This is a genomic window from Microtetraspora malaysiensis, from assembly GCF_001528665.1.
Lineage (GTDB): Bacteria > Actinomycetota > Actinomycetes > Streptosporangiales > Streptosporangiaceae > Microtetraspora_A > Microtetraspora_A malaysiensis.
Genome location: NZ_BBYJ01000005.1, coordinates 457,649 through 481,336, shown reverse-complemented (window position 1 = coordinate 481,336; position 23,688 = coordinate 457,649). Strand labels below are relative to the sequence as shown.

At 69.8% G+C, this 23,688-nt stretch carries 24 protein-coding genes and 1 pseudogene; 11 read left to right on the top strand and 14 right to left on the bottom strand.

Annotated elements, in window-relative coordinates; all coding sequences use genetic code 11:
* Window positions 1-132: 132 nt before the first annotated feature.
* The 4 genes and pseudogenes from AWQ71_RS44865 to AWQ71_RS05160 form a co-directional block, all read right to left on the bottom strand.
* Window positions 133-819 (bottom strand): annotated as a pseudogene (locus AWQ71_RS44865) (Tn3 family transposase); the annotation flags it as partial.
* Entirely contained in the window at window positions 749-1,159 is a 411-nt protein-coding gene (locus AWQ71_RS44860; protein ID WP_439650355.1) for a hypothetical protein, read from the bottom strand. The pseudogene AWQ71_RS44865 and the gene AWQ71_RS44860, both read right to left, overlap by 71 nt.
* Window positions 1,102-2,136 carry a DUF4158 domain-containing protein gene (locus tag AWQ71_RS44855; RefSeq protein ID WP_439650353.1) on the bottom strand — a complete coding sequence of 345 codons (1,035 nt, stop codon included), beginning with the start codon at window positions 2,134-2,136 and terminating at the stop codon, window positions 1,102-1,104. The genes AWQ71_RS44860 and AWQ71_RS44855 overlap by 58 nt, the downstream gene beginning before the upstream one ends.
* Before the next feature lie 207 nt (window positions 2,137-2,343).
* Window positions 2,344-2,637 (bottom strand): DUF1330 domain-containing protein, encoded by a 294-nt coding sequence (locus tag AWQ71_RS05160; RefSeq protein ID WP_067127345.1) that lies wholly within the window; start codon window positions 2,635-2,637, stop codon window positions 2,344-2,346.
* Between the two features lie 188 nt (window positions 2,638-2,825).
* Between AWQ71_RS05160 and AWQ71_RS05155 the strand changes: the two genes are divergently transcribed.
* Entirely contained in the window at window positions 2,826-3,728 is a 903-nt protein-coding gene (locus AWQ71_RS05155) for a LysR family transcriptional regulator (RefSeq protein WP_067127342.1), read from the top strand.
* A 492-nt stretch (window positions 3,729-4,220) separates the two neighbouring features.
* Complete coding sequence (locus AWQ71_RS05150; protein WP_067127693.1) at window positions 4,221-5,396, top strand: coiled-coil domain-containing protein; 1,176 nt, start codon at window positions 4,221-4,223, stop codon at window positions 5,394-5,396.
* Here the strand turns inward: AWQ71_RS05150 and AWQ71_RS05145 are convergent.
* Window positions 5,386-6,585 carry an MFS transporter gene (locus AWQ71_RS05145; protein ID WP_067127339.1) on the bottom strand — a complete coding sequence of 400 codons (1,200 nt, stop codon included), beginning with the start codon at window positions 6,583-6,585 and terminating at the stop codon, window positions 5,386-5,388. The two genes, AWQ71_RS05150 and AWQ71_RS05145, sit on opposite strands and share 11 nt — an antisense overlap.
* Before the next feature lie 126 nt (window positions 6,586-6,711).
* Between AWQ71_RS05145 and AWQ71_RS05140 the strand changes: the two genes are divergently transcribed.
* On the top strand, window positions 6,712-7,161 hold the full coding sequence (locus tag AWQ71_RS05140) for an ArsR/SmtB family transcription factor (RefSeq protein WP_084258528.1): 450 nt from the start codon (window positions 6,712-6,714) through the stop codon (window positions 7,159-7,161).
* A 248-nt stretch (window positions 7,162-7,409) separates the two neighbouring features.
* Here the strand turns inward: AWQ71_RS05140 and AWQ71_RS05135 are convergent, their stop codons facing one another.
* Window positions 7,410-8,102 (bottom strand): TetR/AcrR family transcriptional regulator, encoded by a 693-nt coding sequence (locus tag AWQ71_RS05135; protein WP_067127336.1) that lies wholly within the window; start codon window positions 8,100-8,102, stop codon window positions 7,410-7,412.
* Window positions 8,103-8,156: 54 nt separating this feature from the next.
* Here AWQ71_RS05135 and AWQ71_RS05130 point away from each other — a divergent pair, with 54 nt between their 5' ends.
* Window positions 8,157-9,329: an FAD-dependent oxidoreductase gene (locus AWQ71_RS05130; RefSeq protein WP_067127333.1), complete on the top strand. Its 1,173-nt coding sequence runs from the start codon at window positions 8,157-8,159 to the stop codon at window positions 9,327-9,329.
* Between the two features lie 175 nt (window positions 9,330-9,504).
* Here AWQ71_RS05130 and AWQ71_RS05125 read toward each other — a convergent pair whose 3' ends face one another.
* Entirely contained in the window at window positions 9,505-10,701 is a 1,197-nt protein-coding gene (locus AWQ71_RS05125; RefSeq protein WP_067127329.1) for an MFS transporter, read from the bottom strand.
* 54 nt (window positions 10,702-10,755) lie between these two features.
* Window positions 10,756-11,349 (bottom strand): TetR/AcrR family transcriptional regulator, encoded by a 594-nt coding sequence (locus tag AWQ71_RS05120; RefSeq protein ID WP_067127325.1) that lies wholly within the window; start codon window positions 11,347-11,349, stop codon window positions 10,756-10,758.
* 346 nt (window positions 11,350-11,695) lie between these two features.
* On the opposite strand from AWQ71_RS05120, the gene AWQ71_RS05115 reads away from it, so the two are divergent.
* Complete coding sequence (locus tag AWQ71_RS05115) at window positions 11,696-12,220, top strand: RDD family protein (protein WP_169806512.1); 525 nt, start codon at window positions 11,696-11,698, stop codon at window positions 12,218-12,220.
* 67 nt (window positions 12,221-12,287) lie between these two features.
* On the opposite strand, the gene AWQ71_RS05110 is transcribed toward AWQ71_RS05115, so the two are convergent.
* Together AWQ71_RS05110 and AWQ71_RS05105 are read right to left on the bottom strand one after the other, a co-directional pair.
* The gene (locus tag AWQ71_RS05110; protein WP_067127319.1) at window positions 12,288-13,172 is read right to left on the bottom strand and encodes a LysR family transcriptional regulator; all 885 of its coding nucleotides are present in this window, start codon (window positions 13,170-13,172) and stop codon (window positions 12,288-12,290) included.
* A gap of 164 nt (window positions 13,173-13,336) precedes the next feature.
* Window positions 13,337-14,326: a helix-turn-helix transcriptional regulator gene (locus AWQ71_RS05105; protein ID WP_067127690.1), complete on the bottom strand. Its 990-nt coding sequence runs from the start codon at window positions 14,324-14,326 to the stop codon at window positions 13,337-13,339.
* A 149-nt stretch (window positions 14,327-14,475) separates the two neighbouring features.
* On the opposite strand from AWQ71_RS05105, the gene AWQ71_RS05100 reads away from it, so the two are divergent.
* Window positions 14,476-15,594: an epoxide hydrolase family protein gene (locus AWQ71_RS05100; protein WP_067127687.1), complete on the top strand. Its 1,119-nt coding sequence runs from the start codon at window positions 14,476-14,478 to the stop codon at window positions 15,592-15,594.
* A 122-nt stretch (window positions 15,595-15,716) separates the two neighbouring features.
* On the opposite strand, the gene AWQ71_RS05095 is transcribed toward AWQ71_RS05100, so the two are convergent.
* Both AWQ71_RS05095 and AWQ71_RS42980 read right to left on the bottom strand, forming a co-directional pair.
* Window positions 15,717-16,892, bottom strand: coding sequence for an erythromycin esterase family protein (locus tag AWQ71_RS05095; RefSeq protein ID WP_067127316.1), 1,176 nt, complete (start codon window positions 16,890-16,892; stop codon window positions 15,717-15,719).
* A gap of 262 nt (window positions 16,893-17,154) precedes the next feature.
* Window positions 17,155-17,829, bottom strand: a complete 675-nt coding sequence (locus AWQ71_RS42980; RefSeq protein WP_067127313.1) for an alpha/beta fold hydrolase — start codon at window positions 17,827-17,829, stop codon at window positions 17,155-17,157.
* 278 nt (window positions 17,830-18,107) lie between these two features.
* Here AWQ71_RS42980 and AWQ71_RS05085 point away from each other — a divergent pair, with 278 nt between their 5' ends.
* Window positions 18,108-18,707 carry a TetR/AcrR family transcriptional regulator gene (locus tag AWQ71_RS05085; RefSeq protein WP_067127310.1) on the top strand — a complete coding sequence of 200 codons (600 nt, stop codon included), beginning with the start codon at window positions 18,108-18,110 and terminating at the stop codon, window positions 18,705-18,707.
* Window positions 18,708-18,768: 61 nt separating this feature from the next.
* Here AWQ71_RS05085 and AWQ71_RS05080 read toward each other — a convergent pair whose 3' ends face one another.
* Complete coding sequence (locus AWQ71_RS05080) at window positions 18,769-19,236, bottom strand: MerR family transcriptional regulator (RefSeq protein WP_067127307.1); 468 nt, start codon at window positions 19,234-19,236, stop codon at window positions 18,769-18,771.
* 79 nt (window positions 19,237-19,315) lie between these two features.
* On the opposite strand from AWQ71_RS05080, the gene AWQ71_RS05075 reads away from it, so the two are divergent.
* The 4 genes from AWQ71_RS05075 to AWQ71_RS05060 all read left to right on the top strand — a co-directional run bounded on the left by AWQ71_RS05075 (window position 19,316) and on the right by AWQ71_RS05060 (window position 23,305).
* Window positions 19,316-20,791 (top strand): MFS transporter, encoded by a 1,476-nt coding sequence (locus AWQ71_RS05075; protein WP_067127303.1) that lies wholly within the window; start codon window positions 19,316-19,318, stop codon window positions 20,789-20,791.
* Between the two features lie 162 nt (window positions 20,792-20,953).
* A complete protein-coding gene (locus AWQ71_RS05070) occupies window positions 20,954-21,244 on the top strand; it encodes an ArsR/SmtB family transcription factor (protein WP_067127300.1) in 291 nt (96 codons plus the stop codon).
* Complete coding sequence (locus tag AWQ71_RS05065) at window positions 21,241-21,627, top strand: VOC family protein (protein ID WP_067127296.1); 387 nt, start codon at window positions 21,241-21,243, stop codon at window positions 21,625-21,627. The genes AWQ71_RS05070 and AWQ71_RS05065 overlap by 4 nt, the downstream gene beginning before the upstream one ends.
* Before the next feature lie 376 nt (window positions 21,628-22,003).
* Complete coding sequence (locus AWQ71_RS05060; protein ID WP_084258523.1) at window positions 22,004-23,305, top strand: Cmx/CmrA family chloramphenicol efflux MFS transporter; 1,302 nt, start codon at window positions 22,004-22,006, stop codon at window positions 23,303-23,305.
* 60 nt (window positions 23,306-23,365) lie between these two features.
* Here the strand turns inward: AWQ71_RS05060 and AWQ71_RS05055 are convergent, their stop codons facing one another.
* Window positions 23,366-23,617, bottom strand: a complete 252-nt coding sequence (locus AWQ71_RS05055; protein ID WP_218001642.1) for a hypothetical protein — start codon at window positions 23,615-23,617, stop codon at window positions 23,366-23,368.
* Between the last annotated feature and the right edge of the window lie 71 nt (window positions 23,618-23,688).

Genomic DNA, 23,688 nt, shown 5'->3' with positions numbered 1-23,688 from the left:
GGCTGGGCCGCGGTCGGTCGGCGAGCGCCAGGTTTTCGGCGATCAGCATACTTTTGCGCTGGGTACCCAGGCGGTGCCGCCCGGCCTGCACGGGGTACCACGAACGGCCTAACGTCTTGGGTCCGCCGGCGGTCAGTTCTCTTCCTCGTCGTCCTCGGCCGCGGGGTCGCGGAAGGGGCGCAGGCCCTGGCCGGGGCCGCTGGCCGTGATGTTGAACAGGTAGCGGCCCAGGAAGTTGATGTGCCGGTCCCTGAGCGGGGAGAGGCGAGCTGCGTCCTCGTCCTTGATGTCGTGGCCCTCGGCGCGGAGCCGGGCCACGGCGGCATCCAGGTAGCGGGTGTTCCACAGCACCACGGCATTGAGGACCAGGCCCAGGGCGGCCAGCTGGTCCTCCTGGCCCTCGCGGTACGCCTGGCGGATCTGGCCGCGGCCGCCGTGACAGATCGCGCGGGCGAGCCGGTGGCGTGACTCCTGGACGGTGAGCTGGCGGTTCATCAGCCGCCGGTAGGTGTCGTCCACCGGGTCGACCAGGGCGAGCAGGTGCATGGTCTTGTCGATCCGCCCGTACTCGGCGAACGCGGCCCCCAGCGGGGTCGGGTGGCCCTCGCGGCCAAACATCCGCAGCAGGTCGTAGGCGCGGACCTGGTTGGTGATGAGCGACCCGGCCACGCGGAGCATGTCCGGCCAGTGCGTGGCGATCTTCTTCAGGTTGACCTTGTGGCAGGCCACGTCGTACCCGGCGGCCGGCTCACCGCCGTCGTCGGGCAGGTCGGCCCGCCAGAACCGCTGGTCTTCTGACCCGCCGTCGCGACAGCGCGGGCAGCCGGCGCACCGCGGTGAGCACCCGCCGCCCGGCCGGGGCCGCGCCGAGCGCGTCCGACTCACCCAGCAGAGACAGGAACAGCCGGACGGTGTTGTAGCGCAGGGCCAGCTTCTCCCGCATGGCCGCCTCGGCCGACCCGTCGTCCTCCGGCACCAGGGACTCCACGGTCGCGACCGCCCCCGCGACCGCCGTACGCGGCATGGCCTCCTCAACCGCCGCCCACAACGCGCCGACGTCCAGGTCCGTCCCGGCCTCGGCGACCAGGTCCAGTTCCTCGGTCAGGATCTTCGACGCCTTCGCCAGGATGCGGGCCGCCTTCTCCAGCTGCGGCAGCATCGCGAGACGATCCGGTCCGACGCCCGACGGGCCGGGCTGATCAGCCGGTTCGCCATCAGCACCGCGAACAGGTCCAGCGCGTCATCGACCGCCTGCGCCTCCAACTGACGCACCACCGCCGTCAACAGCGCGGTCCGCCGCGGCTCCGGCGCCCGCTCGATCGTCTGCGCCTTGCTCAACTGCCCGTACCGGGCCAGCGTGGACAGCCGGTTCACCGGCACCCGGGACAGGTTCACCCGCCCCAGCGCGAACGCCGAGATCTCCTCCACCCGCTCCATGGCCCGCACCATCGCCGTACCCGTCGACTTGGTCGGCGGAGTACGCAGCCGCTCCAGCTCAGAGACCCGCTTGCCCTCCGGCACCACCAGCAGCTCAGCCAGCGCCCGCGCGAGCGACGGATCAGCCTGGGACGCGGCGCGGGTCACCGCCTCGTACAAGCGCCGCTCGGCAACCGTCCGGGCCTCCGACACCTGCCGTGCCAACACCGAAACGCCGGGCAGCAGCACCCGTGTCAACGGCCACGTCACCGCGTGGTTGAACAGCGCCACCGGCCCCTCGGCATGCGTCCACGCCCGCCCGTACAGGAAGCCGCGGAACTCCCGCCCCCACTTCCGATCCGCGAAGTCCCGGTACTTAAACCGCTTCTGGATCTCCGCCGCGTGCTCGTACACCGTCGACCGGCGCTCCGGATACCGCTTCACGCACGAGGCATCGGCGATGCCGAGCTGTCCGGCCAGGTACTCCACGGCCTCCCACGGCACCGCGAGTGGGTCCTCACCCAGGAACCGGCCGATGTAGCGGACCGTGCAGATCTGCAAGGCCATGCCCAGGCGATGTGCGTCCATACGCCGCAGGGCGATCAGGTCACGGTCGTCATCGTCGAGGAAGAAGAACCGCTCCAGTTCCGGGCGGGTGGGCACCTCGGTGAACGTCCCGTACGCCTCGGCCTGCTCATCAGTTAAATATTCCACCGGCATGCGGCGGACGGTAGCCATGCCCCGGCAGCGATCGAGGATCTTCCTCCGAACCCCCGCACCAGGCCGATCGCGTGTGCTAGACGACCATGATCATTCTCACCGGGATTTCCTGTACGTCAACTACTCACACCCGGGCCAGGCGCTTGAGCTCGTGGACGGTGAGGATGACCTCCTGGTCGGGGGCGGCCTCCTTGATGGGCCCGCCGGTCAGTCGATGCCTTCGATGATGCGGAAGTCGCGGTCGACGCCGTCGGGGAGGGCCACCAGCGCCTTCTGGTATGCCTCGCTCTCGTATGCCGCGACGGCCTGTTCAAAGCTGTCGAACTCGATCAGAACGACGCGTTGCGTGATTCCGGCCTCGTGGGCGACGACTCGACCGCCACGGGACAGGAGGCGCCCGCCCCCAGCCTGGACAGCCGGACGGGCCAGCTTGTCGTAGGCAGTCAGCCTCTCAGGGTCGGAAATGGCGGGGTAGACACTGACCCAGTAGCCCTTAGCCATGGAAACCTCCTGTGTTGGGCCGGACACGTCCGACTTCGAATTGACACTCAGATCGATCGATCCCGGCGACGGGTACTGCGGTCAGTGGAATCGTCATATGCGCAGGTTAGGGCTTGATGTGCGGTCGAGGGAAAGATCGGTACGGGATAGACTCAGAACGGATCGTTATCAATCGGCAGGGAGGGCACGTGGCGCCGGATACGGTGAGCCTGCGGTACTTCCTGGTGCTGGCGCAGGAGTTGAACTTCACCCGCGCGGCCGCACGGATCGGTATCGCACAGCCCGCACTCAGCGCCCGGATGCGCCGATTGGAGGCGGAACTCGGTACGGCCCTGCTGGTCCGCAACACGCGTAGCGTCGTATTGACCACGGCCGGTGCGGCTTTGGCGGAGTCCGCGCCGCCCGCGCTGGCGGCGCTGGACCGGGCATGGGACACCGCCCGGAGCGCGGCGGCCGGTGAACTGGGCACGCTGCGCATCGGATACAGCCTCAGCGCCGGGGCCGAGACGGCACCGGCCCTGGTGGACAGGCTGATTCGCGGCAACAGCGGACTCGAGGTCGGCGCGGTCCCGATGGCGACACCGGAGATCTCCCCCGCGGTCGCCGACGGCCGCATCGATGCCGGGATCACCCGCGGTGAACAGCCGGGCCGTGGCGTGCGCCGGTTCCTGCTGCGGCGTGAGCGCGTCGGGGTCCAGCTGGCGCAGCACCATCCGCTGGCCGAACACCCGGAGATCGAGATCGCCGACGCGGCCGCGTATCCGCTGCGACTCCCGGACCGTGCGGCCAACCCCGTGATCCACGATCAGCTGTCCGCACTGTTCCGAGACACCCGACCACACCCCCGATTCCACACGCCCGCAGTCTCTTTCGACATGTCTCAGCGCGACCTGCGCGACGGGGTCACCCTCGCCCCGGCCGGAGAAACCGCGGTCACGGCACAACCGGCCGGTCTCACCTGGCGACCGCTGCGGGGCGCGCCCAGCCTGACGATCCACCTGGTCCTCCCAGGCGAGCAGTCGCCACTACACCGCCGCATCCGTGCCGTCGCCAAAACCCTGGCGCACGAGCTGCACTGGCTGCCGGACTGACGCGCAAGAGGTCAAGCGAGACGGACGCCTGCGGTGGCGAGGCCGAAGACCTTGCGCCCGGCGGACTTCGCGGTGATGACGACGACGGCGGTCTTGCTGAATGTCCGACACGACCTCGCTACGCCGGCGGATCAGCATCCGATGATGGCCCCGGGTCCGGTCCGAGTCGTACACCGCGGCGACGTCCTCGCCCAGCCCGAGATCTCGGCGGATACCGCGCCTTCGCCGACGCCGAACCGGACAAGCACGGGTAACCGGCGGGAACGCCCGCCGTCAACGGCGTCCATGACGTCGGTCAATGCTTGACGCCAACCACTGTTCCATTGCTCCCCGAGGCCGGTACACCTGCCTGAGCCAGGGCGGCCGCACCCGTTCGGGATTACTTGCGGGAATTGACATTCTCCCAAGTGATCGACGGATCGTTCTGCGCAAGATTTCACCTTTTCTGTTTTTGAGTTTCCAGAAATCCAGAAATTGCTAGAGTTGGCGACCATGACGACCCCTCCGGCGGCGACGCCGTGCAAGCACTGCGGCATGCCCATCGAGCAACGGCCAGGGCGGGGGAGACCCCGCGAGTACTGTCCGGAGGGCGACTGCCAGGCCGCCGCCAAGCGCGACCGCGAGCTGCGCCGGGCGACGCCGGGGCTCGAAGGCTCGCTCGCCCGCGCCGAGGATCTCTACGAGCGCATGGAGAAGGGGCTGGCCGCGGCGATCGCTCCGCTCGCGCACGTCCTGGCGGAGGAGCTGAGCCCCGCCGGGGTGGAGGCCCGGTTGAGCGCGATACAGGCCGAGGCGCACACCCGCGTCGCCATCGCCCGCACCGAGCGGGAGCAGGCGTTCGAGCAGGTACGGCTGGCCCGCGAGGCGACCGAAGAGGCGAAGCGCGAAACCGAGGAAGCTCGCCGCCGGACCGAGGAGGCGCACACGGAGCGCGACGGGGCGTTCGCCGACGCCGAGACCGCCAGGGAGCAGGCGCTCGCCGCGCTGCGCGAGGCCTCGACGACGGAACGGATGGCCAAGCAGGCGGTCGAGGACGCCCGCAAGCGCGCCGACCTCGCCGAGACCGCCCGGGAGCAGGCGCTGCACGAGCTCGCCGAGCACACCGAGCGCGCCACCGCCGAGGTACAGCAGGCCCAGGCGGACGCCGTACAGGCACGGCAGGAGAGCGAGCAGGCCGGCACCGACGCCGCGACCGCGAAAGCGGAGGCGGAGATGGCGCGCCGGGCGCATCGAGAGGCCGAGCAGGCGACCGCCGCCGCCATCGCGCGGGCCCAGGCGGCCGAGGCGGAGCGCGACCGGGCCATCACCCGTGCGGACGGGGAGCGGGACCGGGCCGAGGCCGCCGAGTCGGCCCGCGCCCTCGCCGTAGCGGAGACCTCGCGGGCTCAGGCCGAGGCCACGAAGGCCGTCGCCGACGCCCGCGCCGCCCGCGAGGAGCTGGCCACGGCCGCGGAGCGGGCGCGCTCGGACGCGGCGGAGCGCGAGCGGCTCCAGGCCGAGCTGGCCCTGGAGCGGGCGCGTCTGCAGGACCTTCGGGCGCAGCTCGACGCGGCGAGGGCGGAGGCGGCCCAGCTCCGCGAGCGCGCGGTCGCGGCCGAGTTCCGGGCGAACCGCCACGACGAGGCGTCCACGGGCGACACCGGACAGGCCCCCCGGCCTACGGCCTGACGCCCCGCCCGGCCTTCTCCGGGGTGGAGGGGGCCGGCACAGGCGCTGCGGGCGAACGGCGGTGTGCGGTGGCCAGGTGGTAGAGCAGGGCCAGGATCGTGACACCGGCGGCGGGCAGCCCCAACGCGGCGGGCACGATGGCGAACCACTCCTGCGCCAGTCCACCCAGGCCGCCACCAAGAGCTATCCCGACGTAGATGGCCGAGGAGTTGAGTCCGAGCAGAACCGGTGCCGCGGCCGGGTTGAGGGCGATGAGCCGGTGCTGTTGGGGCACGACGACGACACCCAGGGCCGCGCCCCAGATCGCGGCCCATGCCAGGGTGGACACGAGCGTGGCGGTCGCCACCGAAGTGAGGGCAAGGGCGACGGCGGCGATGGTGAGGGGACCGGTCAACACGTGCGCGGGGTCGTGCCGGTCGACCAGCCGTCCGGCGATGATGTTTCCGGCCAGGACGCCGATACCCCAGGCCAGCAGGATGACGGCGAGCAGCGATTCGGAGCCGCCGGTCGCATCCTGCAGGGCCGGGCCGATGTAGGTGTAGAGGGTGTAGGCGCCGAGGAAGACCAGCGTGGTGACGGCCAGCAGCGCGAGGACCCGGCCCTGCTTGAGCGGGCGCAGCCGGTCGCCCAGTGAGGCGGCGGGGAGCGTCACCTTGGGCAGGCCGGCGGCGATCCCGAGGGCCGCGACGAGGCCGATCCCGGCGACGGCCCACAGGGTGATGTGCCAGTCGGTACGGCCGATCAGCGTGCCGAGAGGAAGACCCAACGCCGTCGCCGACGTGAGACCGCCCATCACGAAGGCCAGGGCCCTGCCTCGGCGTTTCGGGGGTGCGATGGCCCCCGCAGTGCTGGAGGCGGTGGAGTTGATCATTCCGGCCCCGACCGCGGTGACGATGCGGGCGATCATCACCAACTCGTAACTGGCGCCCAGGGCGGTGACAGCGTTGCCGACCACGAAGATACACAACGCGATCAGCAGCGCGGTCCGCCTGTCCAGTCCACTGGTGAGCGCGCCCATGGCGGGCGCCGACAGGGCCATCACCAGGGCGAACACCGTCACCAACTGCCCGGCGGCGGGAGTGGAGACCCGCAGGTCGGTGGCGATGGCCGGGAGCAGGCCCGCGATGACGTAGCTGTCGGTGCCGACGGCGAAGGTCGCCAGGGCCAGCGGAAGAAGTCGTTTCAACACCGGGTGGTGCCACCTTTCCAGAGGGGCCTCAGAAGTACCGAGGGGAACCCTAGGCAATATATGGATGCTTGTCCATGTATCCATATATTGATAGCGTGGCGGGTGTGCGGAACACAGGGGGCGGCGATGCGTGAGGTGTCACAACCGGCGGCCGAGGCCATCCGGCTGGTGGAGGTGCTGCGCGCTCTGGCTGATCCGGTGCGGCTGGACCTCGTCCGGCGGCTCGACCAGATGGGTGAGGACTTCTGCAACGCGATCGGCGCCGAAATCGACGTGCATCAGACGACGTTGTCGCACCACTACCGGGTGCTGCGCGAGGCCGGCGTGACGTGGACGACTGTGCAGGGTCGATCCCGGCTGGTACGGCTGCGCCGGAACGATCTCGACACCCTGTTCCCCGGCCTGCTCGACTCCGTACTCAACGCCCAACGTCGAACACCCGACACCGCGACCGCCAGCACCGTCGAGACGCCGCCTCAAGACGCTGACCAGCGTGATCGAGTTCGGCTCCAACAGCGCGGGCGCGCGGGCACCGGCGGCGATGAAGCAGTTGCCCCAGCTGCTGGACGGCCGTAAGAAGAAGGTCGACCTTCACCTGCCGGAGGATCCCGGACAGTTGCTCGCCGAGCGCACGATGGTGCCGCACGCGTGCTGCGCTGACCGAGAAGTACGCCACGGTGCGACCGTTCCTGCAGCTGCCGGGCGCGTCGAAGGCGCAGCGCGGTCGTCCGGCGTCAAAGCTTGCCGTTGAACCAGTCGAGCCGGTAGGTGCGCAGTCTGGCGGGGTCGCTCGGCGCCGGGATGTGACCTGGGAATCCTGAGCGTCAGGCCGGCGGCTGGGCGAGTTTGGCGGCGACGGCGTCGAGGATCCAGTCCAGGCCGGTCGTGAAGGACGTCTCGGCGTCCACCTCCTTGCCGTCGTGCACGGCCTTGGCCAGCGCGGGGAAGCGGCCCGTGGCCAGCATCCTGCTCACATGCGGGCCGTGGGCGCGCTGCCAGTCGCGCTTGGACAGGCCCGTGGCGCGCTCGGCCCGCAGATTCGCGATCTCGCGCCTGATCGCGCCAGTGATGTAGGCGCTGACGGTCTCCACGGCGCGCATGACGGTGTCGAGGTCGGCGAGGCCGTCGAGGGCGGCCAGCGTGCCCTCTCCCACGGCGAGGGCGTTCGGGCCCAGGCTCGGACGGCCGCCGAGCAGGTCGGCGAGCCATTCGTGACGGAGGGCGGCCTGCCTGGTGCGGTGGGCGTGGCCGCGCAGCGCCTCCCGCCAGCCGCCGGGCTGCTCCTCGGGAAGGAGCTCGGCGTGGACCTCGTCCACCATGAGGTCGAACAGCTCTTCCTTGGTGGAGATGTATCCGTACAGCCGCATCGGGCCGGCGTCCAGCCGGGCGGCGACCTTGCGCAATGACACCGCCTCCAGCCCGCCCTCGTCGGCCAGCGCGATGGCGGCGGCGACGATTCGCTCGCGGTCGAGCGGGGCGGGGCGAGTCGGCGGCTCCGGCCGGTCCCACACAGTCATGGGTTACATCGTACTGTTGCGATACGCCGTATTGTCTAAATACAGTGTATCGACATGAGACATCGTATCGCCGTGATCGGGGGCGGCCCCGCCGGCCTTACCTTCGCCCGCGTCCTGCGCCGCCACGATCACCCCGTCACCGTCCTCGAACGCGATCCCGCCCCCGACGCCCGGCCCCCGGGCGGCACGCTGGACCTGCACGAAAAGATGGGCCAGCTCGCGCTGGTCAAGGCGGGGCTGCTGGCGGAGTTCCAGGCGCTGTCCCGTCCCGAGGGGCAGGCCATGCGCATCCTGGACACGGACGGGACCGTCTTGCGCGACTGGCAACCCCGTCCGGATGACCGGGCCAATCCCGAGATCGACCGCGGGCAACTCCGTGACCTGCTGCTCGGCCCCCTGGACGTTCAGTGGGGGCGGGGCGTGACGGAGGTGGTGCCGGGGACCCGGGATGGCGTGCTGGTCCGTTTCGCGGACGGGCGACAGGAGACGTTCGACCTCGTGGTCGGCGCGGACGGCGCCTGGTCCCGGGTCCGCCCGGCAGTCTCGTCCGCGACGCCGCACTACACCGGCATCACCTTGGTCGAGACCTCCCTGGACGACGTCGACACCCGCCACCCCGACCTCGCCCGGCTGATCGGTGACGGTTCCATGGCTGTGTACGGCGTGAACCGCGCCCTCGTCGCTCAGCGCAACAGCGGCGGCCACGTCAAGGTGTACGCCCAGTTCCGCGCGCCGCTGGACTGGCACACGAACCCGGACCGGCATACGGGCCTGAACCGGGGCGCGGGCCTGGACGCGGGCCTGGACCTGGCCGACGTCGAGGCCGTGCGATCAAGCGTGCTGGCGCTGTTCGCCGGCTGGGCCGCTCCCGTCCTCGACCTTCTCCGCCACAGCACCGCTTTCGTCCACCGCCCCCTCTACGTCCTGCCCGTGTCCCACACCTGGGCCCACGTCCCCGGGGTGACGCTGCTGGGCGACGCCGCCCACCTGATGCCCCCATTGGGGGTGGGCGCGAACCTCGCGATGCTGGAAGGCGCCGAACTCGCCGAGTCCGTCGCCGCCGCCCCCGGCCCCGACGATCTCGACGAGGCCGTCCGCGCCTTCGAGGAACGGATGTGGGCACGGGCCGGCAGGTGGACGAAGATCACGATGGCGGGCCTGGAACGCCTCGTGAGCCCGGACCCCACCGAAGCCCTCGCCCTTTTCGATGAAGTTCAGCCATCCTGACCGCCGAACGCGAGAGCACCAGCAGCTCGCCACGGCTTCGCGAGGCGGCACGGCACAACCGCGGTGGCCGCCCTGGGTGCGGACGCGGGCGGGCTCTCGTGCGGACGGGTCGCCCGCTGCGCGGTTCGGCCCATGCATCGCGTCGGTGGGTGGTGGATTCGGTTTGTGCGGCGCGTCAGTGGGTGGTGGCGGCTTCGACGCGCTCCTGAGCGAGGCTCTCCGTCGATGACTGCGCCCTGGTACGGCCAAGCTCGGGCAGGAGGGACACCATCCCGAGTACGGCCAGCCCGACGCCCAGCCAGAGGGGAGATCGCAGCCCGAAGCCGTCGATGACCAGCGCGCCGACCGAGGAACCGATGATCACCCCGAGGGTGATGAAGGAGGCGTGGACGGTGTTGACCAGCGGCCCCGGGTTGCCGACGCGCTGGACGCGTACGGCCATCGCCGGGTTCATGGTCACTCCAACCAGCCCGACGCCCAGCATGGCGATCACCGCGGGGACGCTGAGGTGGGCGAATACTGCGAACCCGGCCAGGAAGATCGTGTTGAGGATCAGCCCGGACAACAGGACGCTGGTGGTGTGCTTGTCGGCCAGGCGTCCAACAATGTAGTTCCCGATCACGGTGGCCGCGCCGTACGCGACGAGCAGGAGGGGAACGGCCCCCGAGGTGAACCCGGTGACCTGGGTGAGGATTGGACTGAGATAGCTGAAGGCGGCGAAGGTCGCGCCGATGATGAGGGTGCTGGTCGACAGCGCCAGCCACAGCCGGCCGTTCCTGAAAACCGCCATCTCCTGCCTGAAGTTGCTGTTGCCGCCGTCAGCAGGCCCGAGCCTGGGAACGCCCGTCATCGTGGCGAGTGCGGCGATGACGGTCAGGGCGCCGACGGCCCAGAAGGCGGCGCGCCAGCCGAGCTGCCCGCCGATCAGTGTGGACAGTGGCAGCCCGAGCAAGGTGCCGAGCATCAATCCGTTCAAGACGATGGCGAGGGCGCGGCCGCGTACCTCTGGGCGGCTCAGCTGGACCGCCACCGAGATGGCGACCCCGAAGAACGCCTGGGAGGCGACGCCGGTGATGACGCGAGCGGCCATCATGATCGAGTAGGAGGGCGCGACAGCCGCGAGCACGTTGCCTACCAGAAAGATTGCAAACAGCAGCATGAGCGCGGGTTTCGGGCGTATCCGTACCAGCGCGACGGTCATCAGCGGCCCGCCCGCCGACATGGCCACCGCGAAGGCGGTGATCAGATAGCCGATTTGGGAGATGGTCACGCCGAGTCCGCCTGCCATCTCGGGCATCAGGCCTCCGACGGCGAACTCGCTGGTCACCATGGCGAAGATGCCTATGGCCAGGACGTAGACGGCTCTGGGCAAGGGATTCCTTTTTGCATCAATCGGTGTAGAACTTGGGCATGAAAAAAGCAGAGGTCAGGCCAGGGCGTCCATGGCCGTAGCCGCGATGGCCTCGATGGTGGCGTCGTCGGCGCCGCCCTGAGCGGCCACCCGGATCCCGGCGATCACGGCGTTGACGAACCTGGCGAGCTCGGCGGGATCGCGGGTGGAGCCGATGTCACCGCCGACCTGCCCGCTCTCGATGACGGCGCTCAGGTTGACGACTCGCTGCTCGGTGTTGCGATCAAGCATCAGGGCGATCTCCGGGTCGCGGCCGGCGAGCTCCATCGTGGTGTTGACAGTCAGGCAGCCGAGGCCGTAGCCGTCGCGCCGGTTCTCCGCCTCCGTCTGGAGGATCTTGGCGAACAGCGCACGGATCCGCTCGATCGCCGGCAGCTCGTGATTGTCAAGGATCCGCAGCTGGTCGGCAGTGGTGGCGTCCATGTAGCGGGTCAACGCGCGTTTGAACAGCTCGCGCTTGTTGGTGAAGGCGTTGTACACGCTGCTGCGGTCCAGGCCGAGCGCCTCGCACAGGTCCCTGGTCGAGGTCGACTCATAACCGTTCGCCCAGAACGTGCGCATCGCAGTGTCCAGGACCCGGTCCTCATCGAATGATCTCGGCCTCGCCATACGAGCACGTTACCGGTTTTGCATCAGTCGGTGCAATACGAGATGGCTACACGTTACGGGAGCGGTCGCGTACCGGGACTTTCGTTCCGATGGTGGGTGGTTTGAGATCTACATGCGCTCGACGCAGGCCCCCGCCGCCTCGTGCCCGGCCGACCGAACACGAGGCGGTCCACATGGAGGAGGCCCCGCGCCCGCGCTGCCCAGCCGATGGGGGACGGTTGGCGAGCGGCCTGACCCGCCGCCGGCTGACCTGCGGGACCGATCTCGATGATCGGTGCCGCAGGCTGCACAGTCGATGGCACCGGATACGGTGTCTCCAACGACCCCCCGGACCCTGGAGACGAGCATGGCCGCGGCCTTGCGCAGAGTAGCGGCCACAGTGATCGACTACGGCCTGATCATGGCCTACGCGGGCGTGGTGGCGGCGGTCTATGTCCCGCTCTACTTCGCGGGGATCAAGCTGATCCCTGCCATCGACGGCCTCGGGAGCAGGATTCTCGCCCAGGTGGTCGCGGCGGCGATCCTCTCCGTCCCCGGTACGGTCTGGCTGGCCTCGCGGGAATGGTCCGCGCGGCAGGCGACGCCCGGCAAGCGCCTGCTCGGTCTCAAGGTGGAGACCCTCTCGGGCGCGCGTCCGAGCAGGTCGGTGGCGCTCGCCCGGACGGCGCTCAGGGTGCTCCTGCCGTGGGAGGTGGCCCACACCATGGTCTGGAATCAGCTCGCGTGGCCGAAGGGCGAGTTCGGCCCGCGCGACCTGACGCTGGCCATCGTCACCTACGGGCTGCTCGGCCTGTATGGGCTCACCCTGTTCCTGGGCTCGGGCCGGCCCCCCTACGACCGGCTCTGCGCCACCAGGGTTGTCAGAGCTTAGGGCCGCTCGGTCGCTCCAGCTCCGCCTGCGACGGCCTCGGCGTTGGCCTGCGGACGAGATTTCGGCCTTAAGGCGCTACCAGTGAGGCGGTCAGGTGGTCGCGGAAGCGGCGCGCCGCCTCGGACACGTAGGCCCCTTCCCGCCAGTACAGCCGCAGTACCCGCTCGGCACCGGGAGCGGCCAGCCGTACGGGAGAGAACGGCACCCGCGACGCCATCGGCGAGCGGAGATACCACGCGGGCCCGAACCCCACGCCGAGCCCGGCGCCGACCATCTCGATGGCCGTGGTGGCCTCGTCGATCTCACAGGCGACCACCAGCTCCAGTCCGGCCTCGGAGAACAGCCGCTCGGCCAGCGTGCGCTGCCAGATCCCCGGCCGGGTGGTGACGACGGGCTCTCCCGCCAGATCGGCCATGGTCACCTCCCGCCGGCCCGCGAGCCGATGCCCGAGCGGCACGCCGAGCCAGACTTCCTCGCGGACCAGCTCCTCATGGCCCAGCCCCGGCCCGTCGAGCACCTCGGAGGCCAGGCAGAAGTCGACCTGTCCCTCGCTCAGCCGCTCGGCCATGACCTCCGGTGTCGCCTGGAAAAGGCGCACGGCGACGCCTGGATTCTCGGCGATGAAACTCTTGACCGGTGCGGTGACCGTGAGCAGCGTCTCCGAGGCGAGCGAGACGCTGCCGCGGGCGTGGCCGGCGGCGTCGGTGAGTTCGCGCCTGGCGTCCTCCAGCTCGGCCAGGGCTCTGTCGACCCGGCGCCGGAACGCGGCGCCGAACCGGTTGAGGCGGATCCGCCTGCCGTGCCGGTCGAACAGCGGCACGCCCAGGTCGGCTTCCAGTCGCGCGATGGTCCGGCTGAGCGAGGGCTGGGCGACGCGGAGCTCTTCGGCCGCCTTGCTGATGTGCTCATGGCGCGCCACGACTTGGAAGTAGCGCAGCGACAGCAGATCCATTATACCTCTAAAGCTATTTAGATATGGAAAACCTGGTCGCGTGCAGCATATAGCGGTCCTCCCCGTGATCATCCTCTACCACCTCGCCGGCCAGGGATGGGTGTGCATCAGCGCCAACTACCGGCTACGGCCGCAGGCCCATGGGAAAGAAGAGCCGTATCCGGCTAGCCGGGACGTCCGCTCATGGGACTTCCATGTGGCGTTTCGAGCGCGTGGCCGATGCGTGCGTGCAACCTCTTGAAGTGCTCGACGAGTTCGGCCGGTTCGCGGACGGTGAAGTCGAAGCCGAGCAGGGTGACATGCAGGGCGAGCCCGTCCAGGGAGTTCGAGCCGGCGCGCAGGGTGCAGGTGCGCTCGTCGACGGCTTCGACCACCCCCGCGTCGGCCGGTACCCGCTCGGCGACCTGCGCCGCCGGGGCGTACATGGTGAAGCGGGCCTGGTAGCGATAGCGGTCGACACCCACCGCCCAGGACGCGTACCCGCCGATGTCGCCGGACGGCGGCTCGCGCGGTGTGAACCGCGGACCGGCCGGGAGCCGCGGCCGCAGCCGGTCGACCCGGAACGTCCGCCAATCGGCCCGGTCGAGATCGTAGGCGACCAGGTACCAGCGGCGCCCGGCGTGGACCAGCTTGTGCGGCTCCACCGTACGGATGGTGTCCGTGCTGCCGTGATCACGGTAGTCCATGCGCAGCCGCTGGTGGTCGCGGCAAGCCGTGGCGATCGTGGTCAGCACCTCCGCCGAGACCACCGCACCCGGACGGTGCTGCGCCACGGTGGCCGCGTCCAGCGCCGAGACCCGGTACCGCAGCCGCGCAGGCAGGATCTGTTCCAGTTTGGCCAGGGCCCGCACCGACGTCTCCTCGATCCCCGCCACCGTGCCGTTCGCCGCGGTGCGTAATCCCACGGCGACCGCGACGGCCTCGTCGTCGTCGAGCAGCAGCGGCGGCATGGCGGCCCCGGCGCCCAGCCGGTACCCGCCGACGTTCCCGATCGTGGCGTGCACCGGGTAACCGAGCTCGCGCAGCCGATCGACGTCACGGCGCACGGTGCGCACCGTCACCCCCAACCGGTCGGCCAGCTGCGGACCGGGCCAGTCCCGGCGCTGCTGCAGCAACGACAACAACCGAAGTAGCCGGGCAGACGTTTCGAGCATGTCTGCATTGTGCACGGCAACGAGGACTGAAGCTGACCTCCTTGGCTGACATGCTCGTCCGGCGATCGCCGCCCGGCGGTGAATCCAGCCAGGGCGCCAACCCCGTACGCGAGGCCGAGTACTTCGCGTCGATCACGAGGAGTCGTTTCTTGAACAGCGAGATCAAGCCGTTCCGCGTCCACATCCCGCAGGCCGAGCTGGACGATCTGCGGCGGCGTCTGTCAGCTGTTCGCTGGCCCAGCCAGGTTCCCGACGTCGGCTGGAGCCGTGGCATGCCGGTGGCCTACCTGAAGGATCTGACCGAGTGCTGGACAACGACCTACGACTGGCGCGCCGCGGAGAAGCGGCTCAACCGGTACCCGCAGTTCACCACCCAGATCGACGGGCTGAACATCCATTTCCTGCACGTCCGCTCGCGCCATCGGCAGGGGTTCCCGCTGCTCCTCGCACATGGCTGGCCTGGGTCGATCGCGGAGTTCCTGAAGGTGATCGACCCGCTGATCGACCCCGCCGACCCCGCCGATGCCTTCCACCTCGTGATCCCGTCGCATCCGAACTTCGGGTTCACCGGGCCGGCCCCGGTGGGCTGGGATTCGCGCCGCATCGCCACCGCCTACGCCGAGCTGATGGCCAGGCTCGGATATGACCGGTACGGGGCACAAGGCGGCGACTTCGGCGCGTTCATCGCACCCGATCTCGGCCGGGTGGATCCAGAACATGTCGCCGGCGTGCACGTCAACGCCGCTACCGCCGGGTTCATCCCGTTCGGCGGTGTGCCAGAGGGTACGGAGCTCACCGACGCCGAGCAGGCCCGGCTCGATCGGATGAACCGGTTCCTCTCCGATGGCAACGCCTACTTCCAGATCCAGGCCACGCGTCCGCACACGCTCGGTTTCGGCCTGGCAGACTCCCCGATCGGCCAGCTCGCCTGGATCGGCGAGAAGTTCCACGACTGGGCCCACCCTGCCGGCTCGATCGGACCCGACGATGTCATCACCCACGCGATGATCTACTGGCTGACCAACACGGGCGCTTCCTCGGCGCAGATGTACTACGAATCCATGCACACCAACAGCTGGCCTACGCCTTCGCAGGTGCCCACCGGAGTGGCCAACTTCGCCGAGGACATCGCGATCCGCCGATTCGCCGAACCGCTCAACAACATCACCCATTGGGCCGAGTACGAGCGCGGCGGGCACTTCGCCGCGCTCGAGGTCCCCGACCTGTTCGTGGACGAACTGCGCACCTTCTTCCGCACCGTTCGCTGAACACCTGGCCACCGCAGCCCTCGAATCGTCATCGGCCGCCCGGCATGGACCGTCCTCGCCATCTCGTGATCATTCTCAGCATGGCCACTACGGAAGGCAGCACAGCCTGACGCGCGCGCCTGTCAACCCAGCTTCTTCAGCCTGACAGCCTGCTTGAGGAAGACGACGCCGTCGATCATGTCGAGCTGGGCCGGGTCCAGCGGGAAGTAGGCGAAATCGTGGGAGTTGCGCGGGGCGGGCTTCGTGACGGCCTCGGCCAGGCGGCGGGCGTCGATGAGAGAGTGGTCCCACGGGAGCGTGGACAGGAGGCCCTCGACGGTGTCCGGGGACGGAACGTCGTCGCCGACCGTGCCGAAGGCCGAGGCCAGGAAGGCGTACCGGTCGCCCAGGTGCGTCGCGGTGATCGCTCCCGCGCTCCACCACTCCAGCGCCTGGTCGCCGAACGACATCGAGCTCTTGTTCCGCTGCAGGTGCAGGTTGCTGGCGAAGACCAGGGCCGGGCCGTGCTCGGCGACGGCACGCAGGTTGGCGGCCATCATCGCGTCCCGCAGAGCCGACAGCCGGGTCCACCGTGCCGGGGACGTGTCGGCCATCCAGTAGTGGTAGCGGAGCAGGCCGATGGCGGTGCGCCCGTACAGTGCCGCCCGCTCCCTGTCCTCCGCGCTCAGCTGCGGCGCCTGCGTGTCGAGCAGCGCCACCAGGTCGTCGGCGATCAGTCGCAGCCGCTGGGCGTCGGCTGACTGGCCGATCGACTGGGACGGATCCATGGCCGTGGCCTCGTTCGACCACCGGTCGTCCGGGCCCAGCAGTGTGTCGAGGGTTTCCTTGGTTACCACAGCGCGGGGGAGCGGGCCGTCGAGGAGGGCGTAGAGGGCGGTGAGCGCCTGGCGCGGGCTCGCCGCCCAATACTCCAGAGGGCCGTCAAATCCGAAGAACCGGAGCTTTTCGTCATGCCCCTCGTTGTACGCCCGCATCCAGCGTACGAGCTCGCGGTTGGCCGGTGACGCGCCGAAGCCGTGGCTGAAGCCGCGTTCCACGACGTCATCGAGCGTGCCTGCGCCCGTCGTGATGTAGTCGTCCACCACGAGGCCCATGAGACAGTCGCTCTCGATGGCGAACGACCGGTAGCCCTCGTGTTCGACCAGATGCCGGAAGATCTCGTTGCGCACCTCGCCCAGTTCCCCCACGAAGTGCCTGGCCTCGCCCAGGCCGAGCAGCTGGGGCTTGGCGGGCAGCGACCGGAGGAACGTCGATACGCCCGCGCCGTCGAGCGGACGCGCTGTGTCCTTGATGTCCATGGCCTCAACGGTATCTTTGAACCTTCACTGTAAACTTTCTCGTGGAAATCTCCGCTTTCATCGCGATAAACCCTCAATCGGTGGTGCATCCATGAGGCGGGGGACCCGGCGCGCGAGAGCCCGCCTTCGAGGTGGCACCGCGATCAACGTGACGACCGGCTACGTTTCCGCGTACGCGCAGCTGATCGACGAGGGCACGTACCCGGCCATCGACGCCACGGGGCATGACGAGCATCCGAAAGAAAAGTCCCGTTTCGGTGGGTCAGCTGGTTTCGCCGGTTTCGAGCAGGATTTTCAGCAGGTCCTGCGGGGCGTCGCGCATGAGGTTGTGCCCGCTGTCGAGTGCGTGGGTGGTCCATGCGGGGTCCCGGCGTAGCCGCTGGTAGGTGGTGGTGAACGGTGATGGGGTCGGCCATCCTGCCGCATACACGTAGACGTCGCGACGGCTGTGGGTGGGGCTGCCGGTGGCGCGCAGTGGCTGCAGGAGGGAGGCGAGGGGGTGGGGTGTGGCGCGCGGGTCGAAGAAGGGCATCGGACGGACCGCGTCGCCCGACGCCGTCACCTCCAGATACCACTGCCGTTCGTTGTCGGAGACCAGGTTCCACATGGATTCGCCGTCGCCTGGCACGACGGCGTCCAAGTAGACCAGTGATCTGACGCGCTCGGGCATGCGGTCGGCGACTCCGGTGATCACCATTCCGCCGTAGCTGTGGCCGACCAGGACCGCGTCCTGGAGTTGCTCGGCCGCCAGCACACCGGTCACGTCCTGGATGTGGGTGTCCAGGTTCACGCCGCGGTTCAGGAGATGGCTGCGCTCGGACAACCCGGTCAAGGTCAGGGGATATGGGCGGTGCCCGTGGGAGCGCAACTGTTCGGCGAGCTCGTGGAAGCACCAGCCGCCGTGGCACATGCCAGGGATCAGCACGAAGGTGGTCACTGTCGTTCTCCTTGTCTGGTGGTCGGCGAAGGCCGGCGTGCGGGTGATCTCAGGCTTCGGGTTCGGTGCGTTGCGGTGGCGGGCGGCACGGCGGTCCCACCGTCCCCGCACCGGTCCGGCCGCCAGGACCCGACGATCGGCGGCCCTGCGCGGGGCGGCCCCACTGCGACGATCGCGCCGACGAACAACGATCACGTTGACACCACCCCATGAGATCGAACCGCTCGGTACGGCCTGTGACCCTAGCAGTTGATCGAACCGAGCGGTACCATCTGTGTGTGCCAGTAGCCAAGGGAACGACGATCGATCCGGCGCGCACCCGCGCCGCCATCCTCCAGGCGGCCACCCCGCTGCTGTACCAGCGCGGACTCGACGGCATCGGCGTCGCAGAGCTGTGCGCGCGCATCGGGGTGTCCAAGGAAACGCTCTATCGACACTTCGGCACCAAGGACGGCCTCGTCGCGGCCATGCTGGAGGTACGCAGCCAGCGGGTGTCCGACTGGCTCGCCGCGGCCGTCGCGTCGGCCGGAGACGACCCCGCGGACCAACTGGCCGCGATCTTCGACGCCCTGCGACAGTGGCATGACGAACCGACATTCCGCGGCTGCGCCGTGGTGAACGCAGCCACCCAACACCACGACCACGCCGTACGCGCCATCACCGCACGGCACCTGGACCGCTACCTCGACCTTCTCGCCGACATCGCCGCCCGCGCCGGAGCCGCCGCCCCCGCCGCCCTCGCCCGCCAGTTGCTCATCCTGGTCGAGGGCGCCACCGTCGTCGCCGCACACCACCGCATGACCGGAACCGCCGACCAGGCCCGCGACGCCGCCCTCACCCTGCTGGCGGCCGCCACCGCCACCCCGCACGACTCCTGACGCCGCAAAGCCGCTCCACCGCTCTGCCAGGCGCGACCCAAGAGCGCACGCGAAGGATTCGTCAGCGCACGTCCGCTGGGCTGCCCGGTGCCCAGAGCTGGTCGGCGTCGCCGGCGGCGAGCCGGCCCCGGTATACGTCGATCTTGTGGTCGATGAGCCTGAGGTTCTCCTGTATCTCAGCGAGCTTGGCGGTCACCTCGGCGCGGTGGGCCTCCAGGAGGGCAAGCCGCTCCTGCTCGTTGCCGCGCCCGGTGGAGACGAGCTGGGCATAGCGGCGGATGGCCTTGATGGGCATGCCGGTGGCCCGCAGCTTCGTGCAGATGACGATCCAGTCAAGGTCGAGCTGCTGATAGCGCCGCCGTCCGCCGGCGGTGCGGCCGACGGGAGTGACGACCAGGCCGGCGCGTTCGTAGTAGCGCAGGGTGTGCACGCTGACGCCGGTGCGGCGGGCAGCTTCGGCGATGCTCAGGCCCGCCTCGGAGTCGGAGCGAGCGACCCTGGGCAATGGCAGCGGATTGACTTCGAGCACGCTCGAAATCCTAGCGTCGGGCCGATCACCGAGAAGTCCGCATTGCCCGCCGCCGGCAGTGTCCTCCGATTGGATCCGCATGCCCGAATTAAGTCAGCATCGCCGATTTCTGGCGCTCGCGATCTGCTGCGCCAGCGTCGTCGTGGTGGTCATGGACATCTCCATCGTCAACGTCGCGTTACCGGCGATCCGCCGCGACCTGCACGCCTCGGAGTCCGGCCTGCAGTGGACGGTCGACGCCTACACCCTTGTGCTGGCCGGCTTCCTCGTACTCGCGGGCTCCACCGCCGATCGGATCGGCCGCCGACGCGTCTTCCAGGTTGGCCTGGCCGCCTTCGGGGTCGGCTCGCTCCTGTGCGGCCTGGCACCGAGCATCGGCTGGCTGATCGCGGCCCGCGCGCTGCAGGGCATCGGCGGCACGATGCTCAACCCGGTGGCGATGGCGATCACCGTCAGCACCTTCCCGGACCCGGCTGAGCGGGCCAGGGCCATCGGCGTGTTCGGCTCGATGTCCGGCCTGGCGTTGGCTCTGGGTCCAATCCTCGGTGGTGCCCTGGTCGACGGTTTGGGCTGGCGCTTCGTCTTCTGGGTCAACGTGCCGATCGTGGCCGTCGCGATCGTGGGCACCGTGCTGTTCGTGCCCGAGTCCCGCGCCGTCCGGGCGCGCCGGTTCGACCCGGTGGGCCAGACTCTGGTGATCCTGGTGCTGGCCGGCGTCATCTACGCGATCATCGAGTCCAAAGTGCTGGGCTGGAGTTCACCGATCATCCTCGGCCTTCTCGCCGTCGCCATGCTCGGTGTGCTGGGCGTCCTCGGCTACGAACCGCGCCGTGCCGACCCGCTGCTGGAGCTGCGACTGTTTCGCAGCGTGCCGTTCAGCTCGGCGATCCTGATGGCGCTCTTCGCCTTGTGCGGGTTCAGCGCGTTCCTGTTCGTCTCCACCCAGTACTTGCAGGACGTGCGCGACATGTCGGCGCTGGCAGCCGGACTGTGCATGCTCCCCGTCGGCCTGCTGGTCGTGGCGCTCTCCCCACGCACCGGCCGGCTGGTCGGCGCGCGCGGGCCCAAGCTCCCGCTGACGGTCTCCGGGATCGCGCTGGTATTGGGCGGCGCCGCGTCGCTCTGGCTCGATGCGGCCACCCCGCTGCCGGCCGTGCTCGCGACCTACCTGCTGTTCGGTGTCTTCCTCGGCACTGTCAACCCGCCCATCACCAACACGGCGGTCGCCGGCATGCCCCGCTCGATGGCCGGGGTGGCCGCCTCGCTGGCCTCCACCGGCCGGCAGACCGGCACCACCCTGGGAGTCGCGATCGCCGGAACGATCGTGGGACCGGCCCTGGCCCGCGGCGGGACGGCCTACACCAGAGCGGAGCGCGGCGTGTGGTGGCTGGTGGTCGGACTCGGCGTCGGCATCCTGATCCTCGCGCTCCTCAGCACTGGTCGCCGGGCCATGGACACCGCCGCGCGGGCGGCGGCGCTGTTCGAGGAGGTGGACCAGGACGCGGAGCCTCGAACCGCCTCGTACACCGCTGATGGCCGGAGGCGAGGGCACTGACCTCGGCGTTGTCCGGACACATTCCGCCGGCCCGGCTGCCGCCTCTGATCGGCCACGACCTCGCCGCCCGGCGCCGCCGCGGGGTGAGGAGCGTTCGCGGCGCGCCGGCGGGTTTCTACGGCTCCACTTGATAGGCAAGTGTGTGCTTGCCTATAGTGGGGCGTGGCCGAAGACATCTTCAAAGCCTTGGCCGACCCCACCCGCAGAAAGATCCTCGACGAACTCGCCGAGCGGTCGGGGCAGACCCTGTTCGAGATCTGCTCGCGGCTGAGCATGAAACACCAGCTCGGCTTGTCGCGCCAGGCCATCTCCCAGCACCTTGCCGTGCTGGAAGCCGCCGGCCTGGTCGAGAGCCGGCGGGAGGGACGCTACAAGTTCCATGACCTGAACACGGCACCGCTGGAGCACATCGCCGAGCGGTGGATCAGGCGCGACGCACCGGAGGACTCATGAGGATCCATCTGTCCAGTGTCCTTGTGGACGACCAGGACAAGGCCCTGCGCTTCTACACCGAGGTGCTGGGCTTCGTGAAGAAGACCGAGGTCCCGCTCGGCGATGCCCGCTGGCTGACCGTGGTCTCTGCCGAGGATCGGGACGGCACCGAACTGGTCCTCGAGCCCGACAGCCACCCCGCCGTCAAGCCCTTCAAGGAGGCGCTGGTCAAGGACGGCATCCCCTTCACCTCCTTCGCCGTCGACGACGTCCACGAGGAGTACAGGCGTCTTCGCGCGCTCGGGGTGCGGTTCACCCAGGAGCCGATGGAGATGGGGCCCGTCACCACGGCGGTGTTCGACGACACCTGCGGCAACCTGATCCAGATCGCCCACCAGCGGTAAGGGCACGGATCACCGATCGCCACGCCGATCAGATCGGCTGGGTCGTCCGCTGCACGGGCCGCGGACCTGATCACGTCCGCGGCCCGTGCAGCGGCGCCCGCCGTCGACGAGCCCGCCCTCGTGTCGCTTGTCGGCGCGCCCAGAGCGAGGCTGCTCCGCCTCCTCGAGGATCCGCTGCCCGCGGTCGAGCTCGCCCGCCGCCTCAGGGTCACGCCCAGCGCCGTCTCCCAACGCGAAGTTCCCTGGGGGACCGGCTGACCGGCGTCGCCTCCCAGGCCTGACGGGAGGGGACGGACCGCCGGACGTCCCGGTTTCGGCAACAAATGTTCCGCTTCGCGCGCCGCGGATGTCACAGTCCCGGGCGGAGGTGAGGACGATGCAGAGACATCGTGATGGAGAGATCGTCAACGCGGGCACGGCGGAGCCCATCGGCGGCGCCGCCGACCGGGCGGTGGGGAACGTCGTGGATCCGCGACCCCGGGCCGGCGTCGAAACCACCGCGCAGCGGGCGCCGGTCTCCCGTGGGAGGCTGCCGCTCGGCGTCTACCTGCTCGCGTTCAGCCTGTTCGCGATGGGCAGCGCGGAGTTCCTGCTCGCCGGGGTCCTGCCGACGATCGCGGAGGACCTCCGGATCACGTTGCCCTCCGCCGGCGCGCTGATCTCGGCGTTCGCCGTCGGCGTCGTCATCGGCGGGCCGCCCCTGGCCATCCTGACGTTGCGCTGGCCGCGACGGACCACCCTCGTGGCCACCCAGGCCATCTTCGCCGCCTCCGTGGCGATCGGCCTGCTCACCGACAGCTACGGGATGCTGCTGGCCACCCGCTTCATCTGCGGTCTCGCGTACGCGGGGTACTGGGCGGTCGCCGCGGTCACCGCGATCAGCCTCGTCACCCCCGACCGCACCGCGCGGGCCTCGGGCGTCGTGGTCAGCGGGCTCAGCCTCGCCATGATCGCCGGCGGTCCGGCGGGAGCGATGCTCAGCTACTTCACCGGATGGCGGGGCGGGTTCTGGGGCGTGGTCGCCCTCACCGTCGCCGGAGCGATCCTGGTCCTGCTCGCGCTGCCCGCGACGAGCGCGAAGACCGAGCCGAGCGTGCGGAGCGAACTGCGCACCATGCGACGGCCGCAACTCTGGGTCGTCTACGCGGCCACCCTCCTCAGCACCGCCGCGTACATGATCTCGTTCAACTACCTGGCGGCGTTCCTGACCGACGTAACCGGCGTCCCCGGCGTCTGGGTGCCCGCGATCCTCGTGCTGTTCGGCGTCGGCGCCTTCATCGGCCTCTCCATCGGAGGCCGGATCGCCGACCGGCGGCCCACCCACGCACTGCTCATCGGAGCGATCGGGATAGCGGCCACTTCGGTGCTGCTCGCGATTTTCGCCCCGTACGCGCCGGCCGTCGTCCCCCTCGTCCTGGTGCTCGGGATCGCCGGATTCGTGCTGAACCCGGCCATCTACGGGCGGGTGTTCACCATCGCGTCGGAGGCGCCGACGCTCGCCGGGGCCACCACCGTCTCCGCGTTCCAGCTCGGCATCAGCCTCGTCCCCGCGCTCGCCGGGGTCGCCCTGAACGCCGGCGCCGGCATCACGTCCGTCGCGTGGATCGGCGCGGGCCTGGCGGCGGTCACGGTGCCGACCGTCCTGATCGACCGGGCGATCTCCCGCCGCCGGCCGTAGCCGGCGCACGCGGGAGAAGGAGACGCATCGGCGGGCACGGCAACCGCGGGCCGCGCGGGTTCAGGCGATCAGCAGGCGAAGGCCAAGCTCTGCCGCGTCGAGATCGACGAGGTCGGGGTTGCGTTCGGCCCACCGACCGGATGCGAGATCGTCCCGGAGGCTGTGCACTGCGCGCTGCTCGGCGTCCGGCCCGACTCTGGCCCAGACCGATACCCCGCGACGGACATCCTCGTCCAGGTATGCCTCGGGTCGGCGCCAGTAGGCCTCGAAGAAGCCGTCAGCGCAGTCCCACAGGATGAGCACCGGTTCCATCCGGGCTCCGATCGCGCGGGCCTGCTCGGTCACCGAAGGCCGGCCGGCAAGAAGGTCCGCGACTCAGGCAG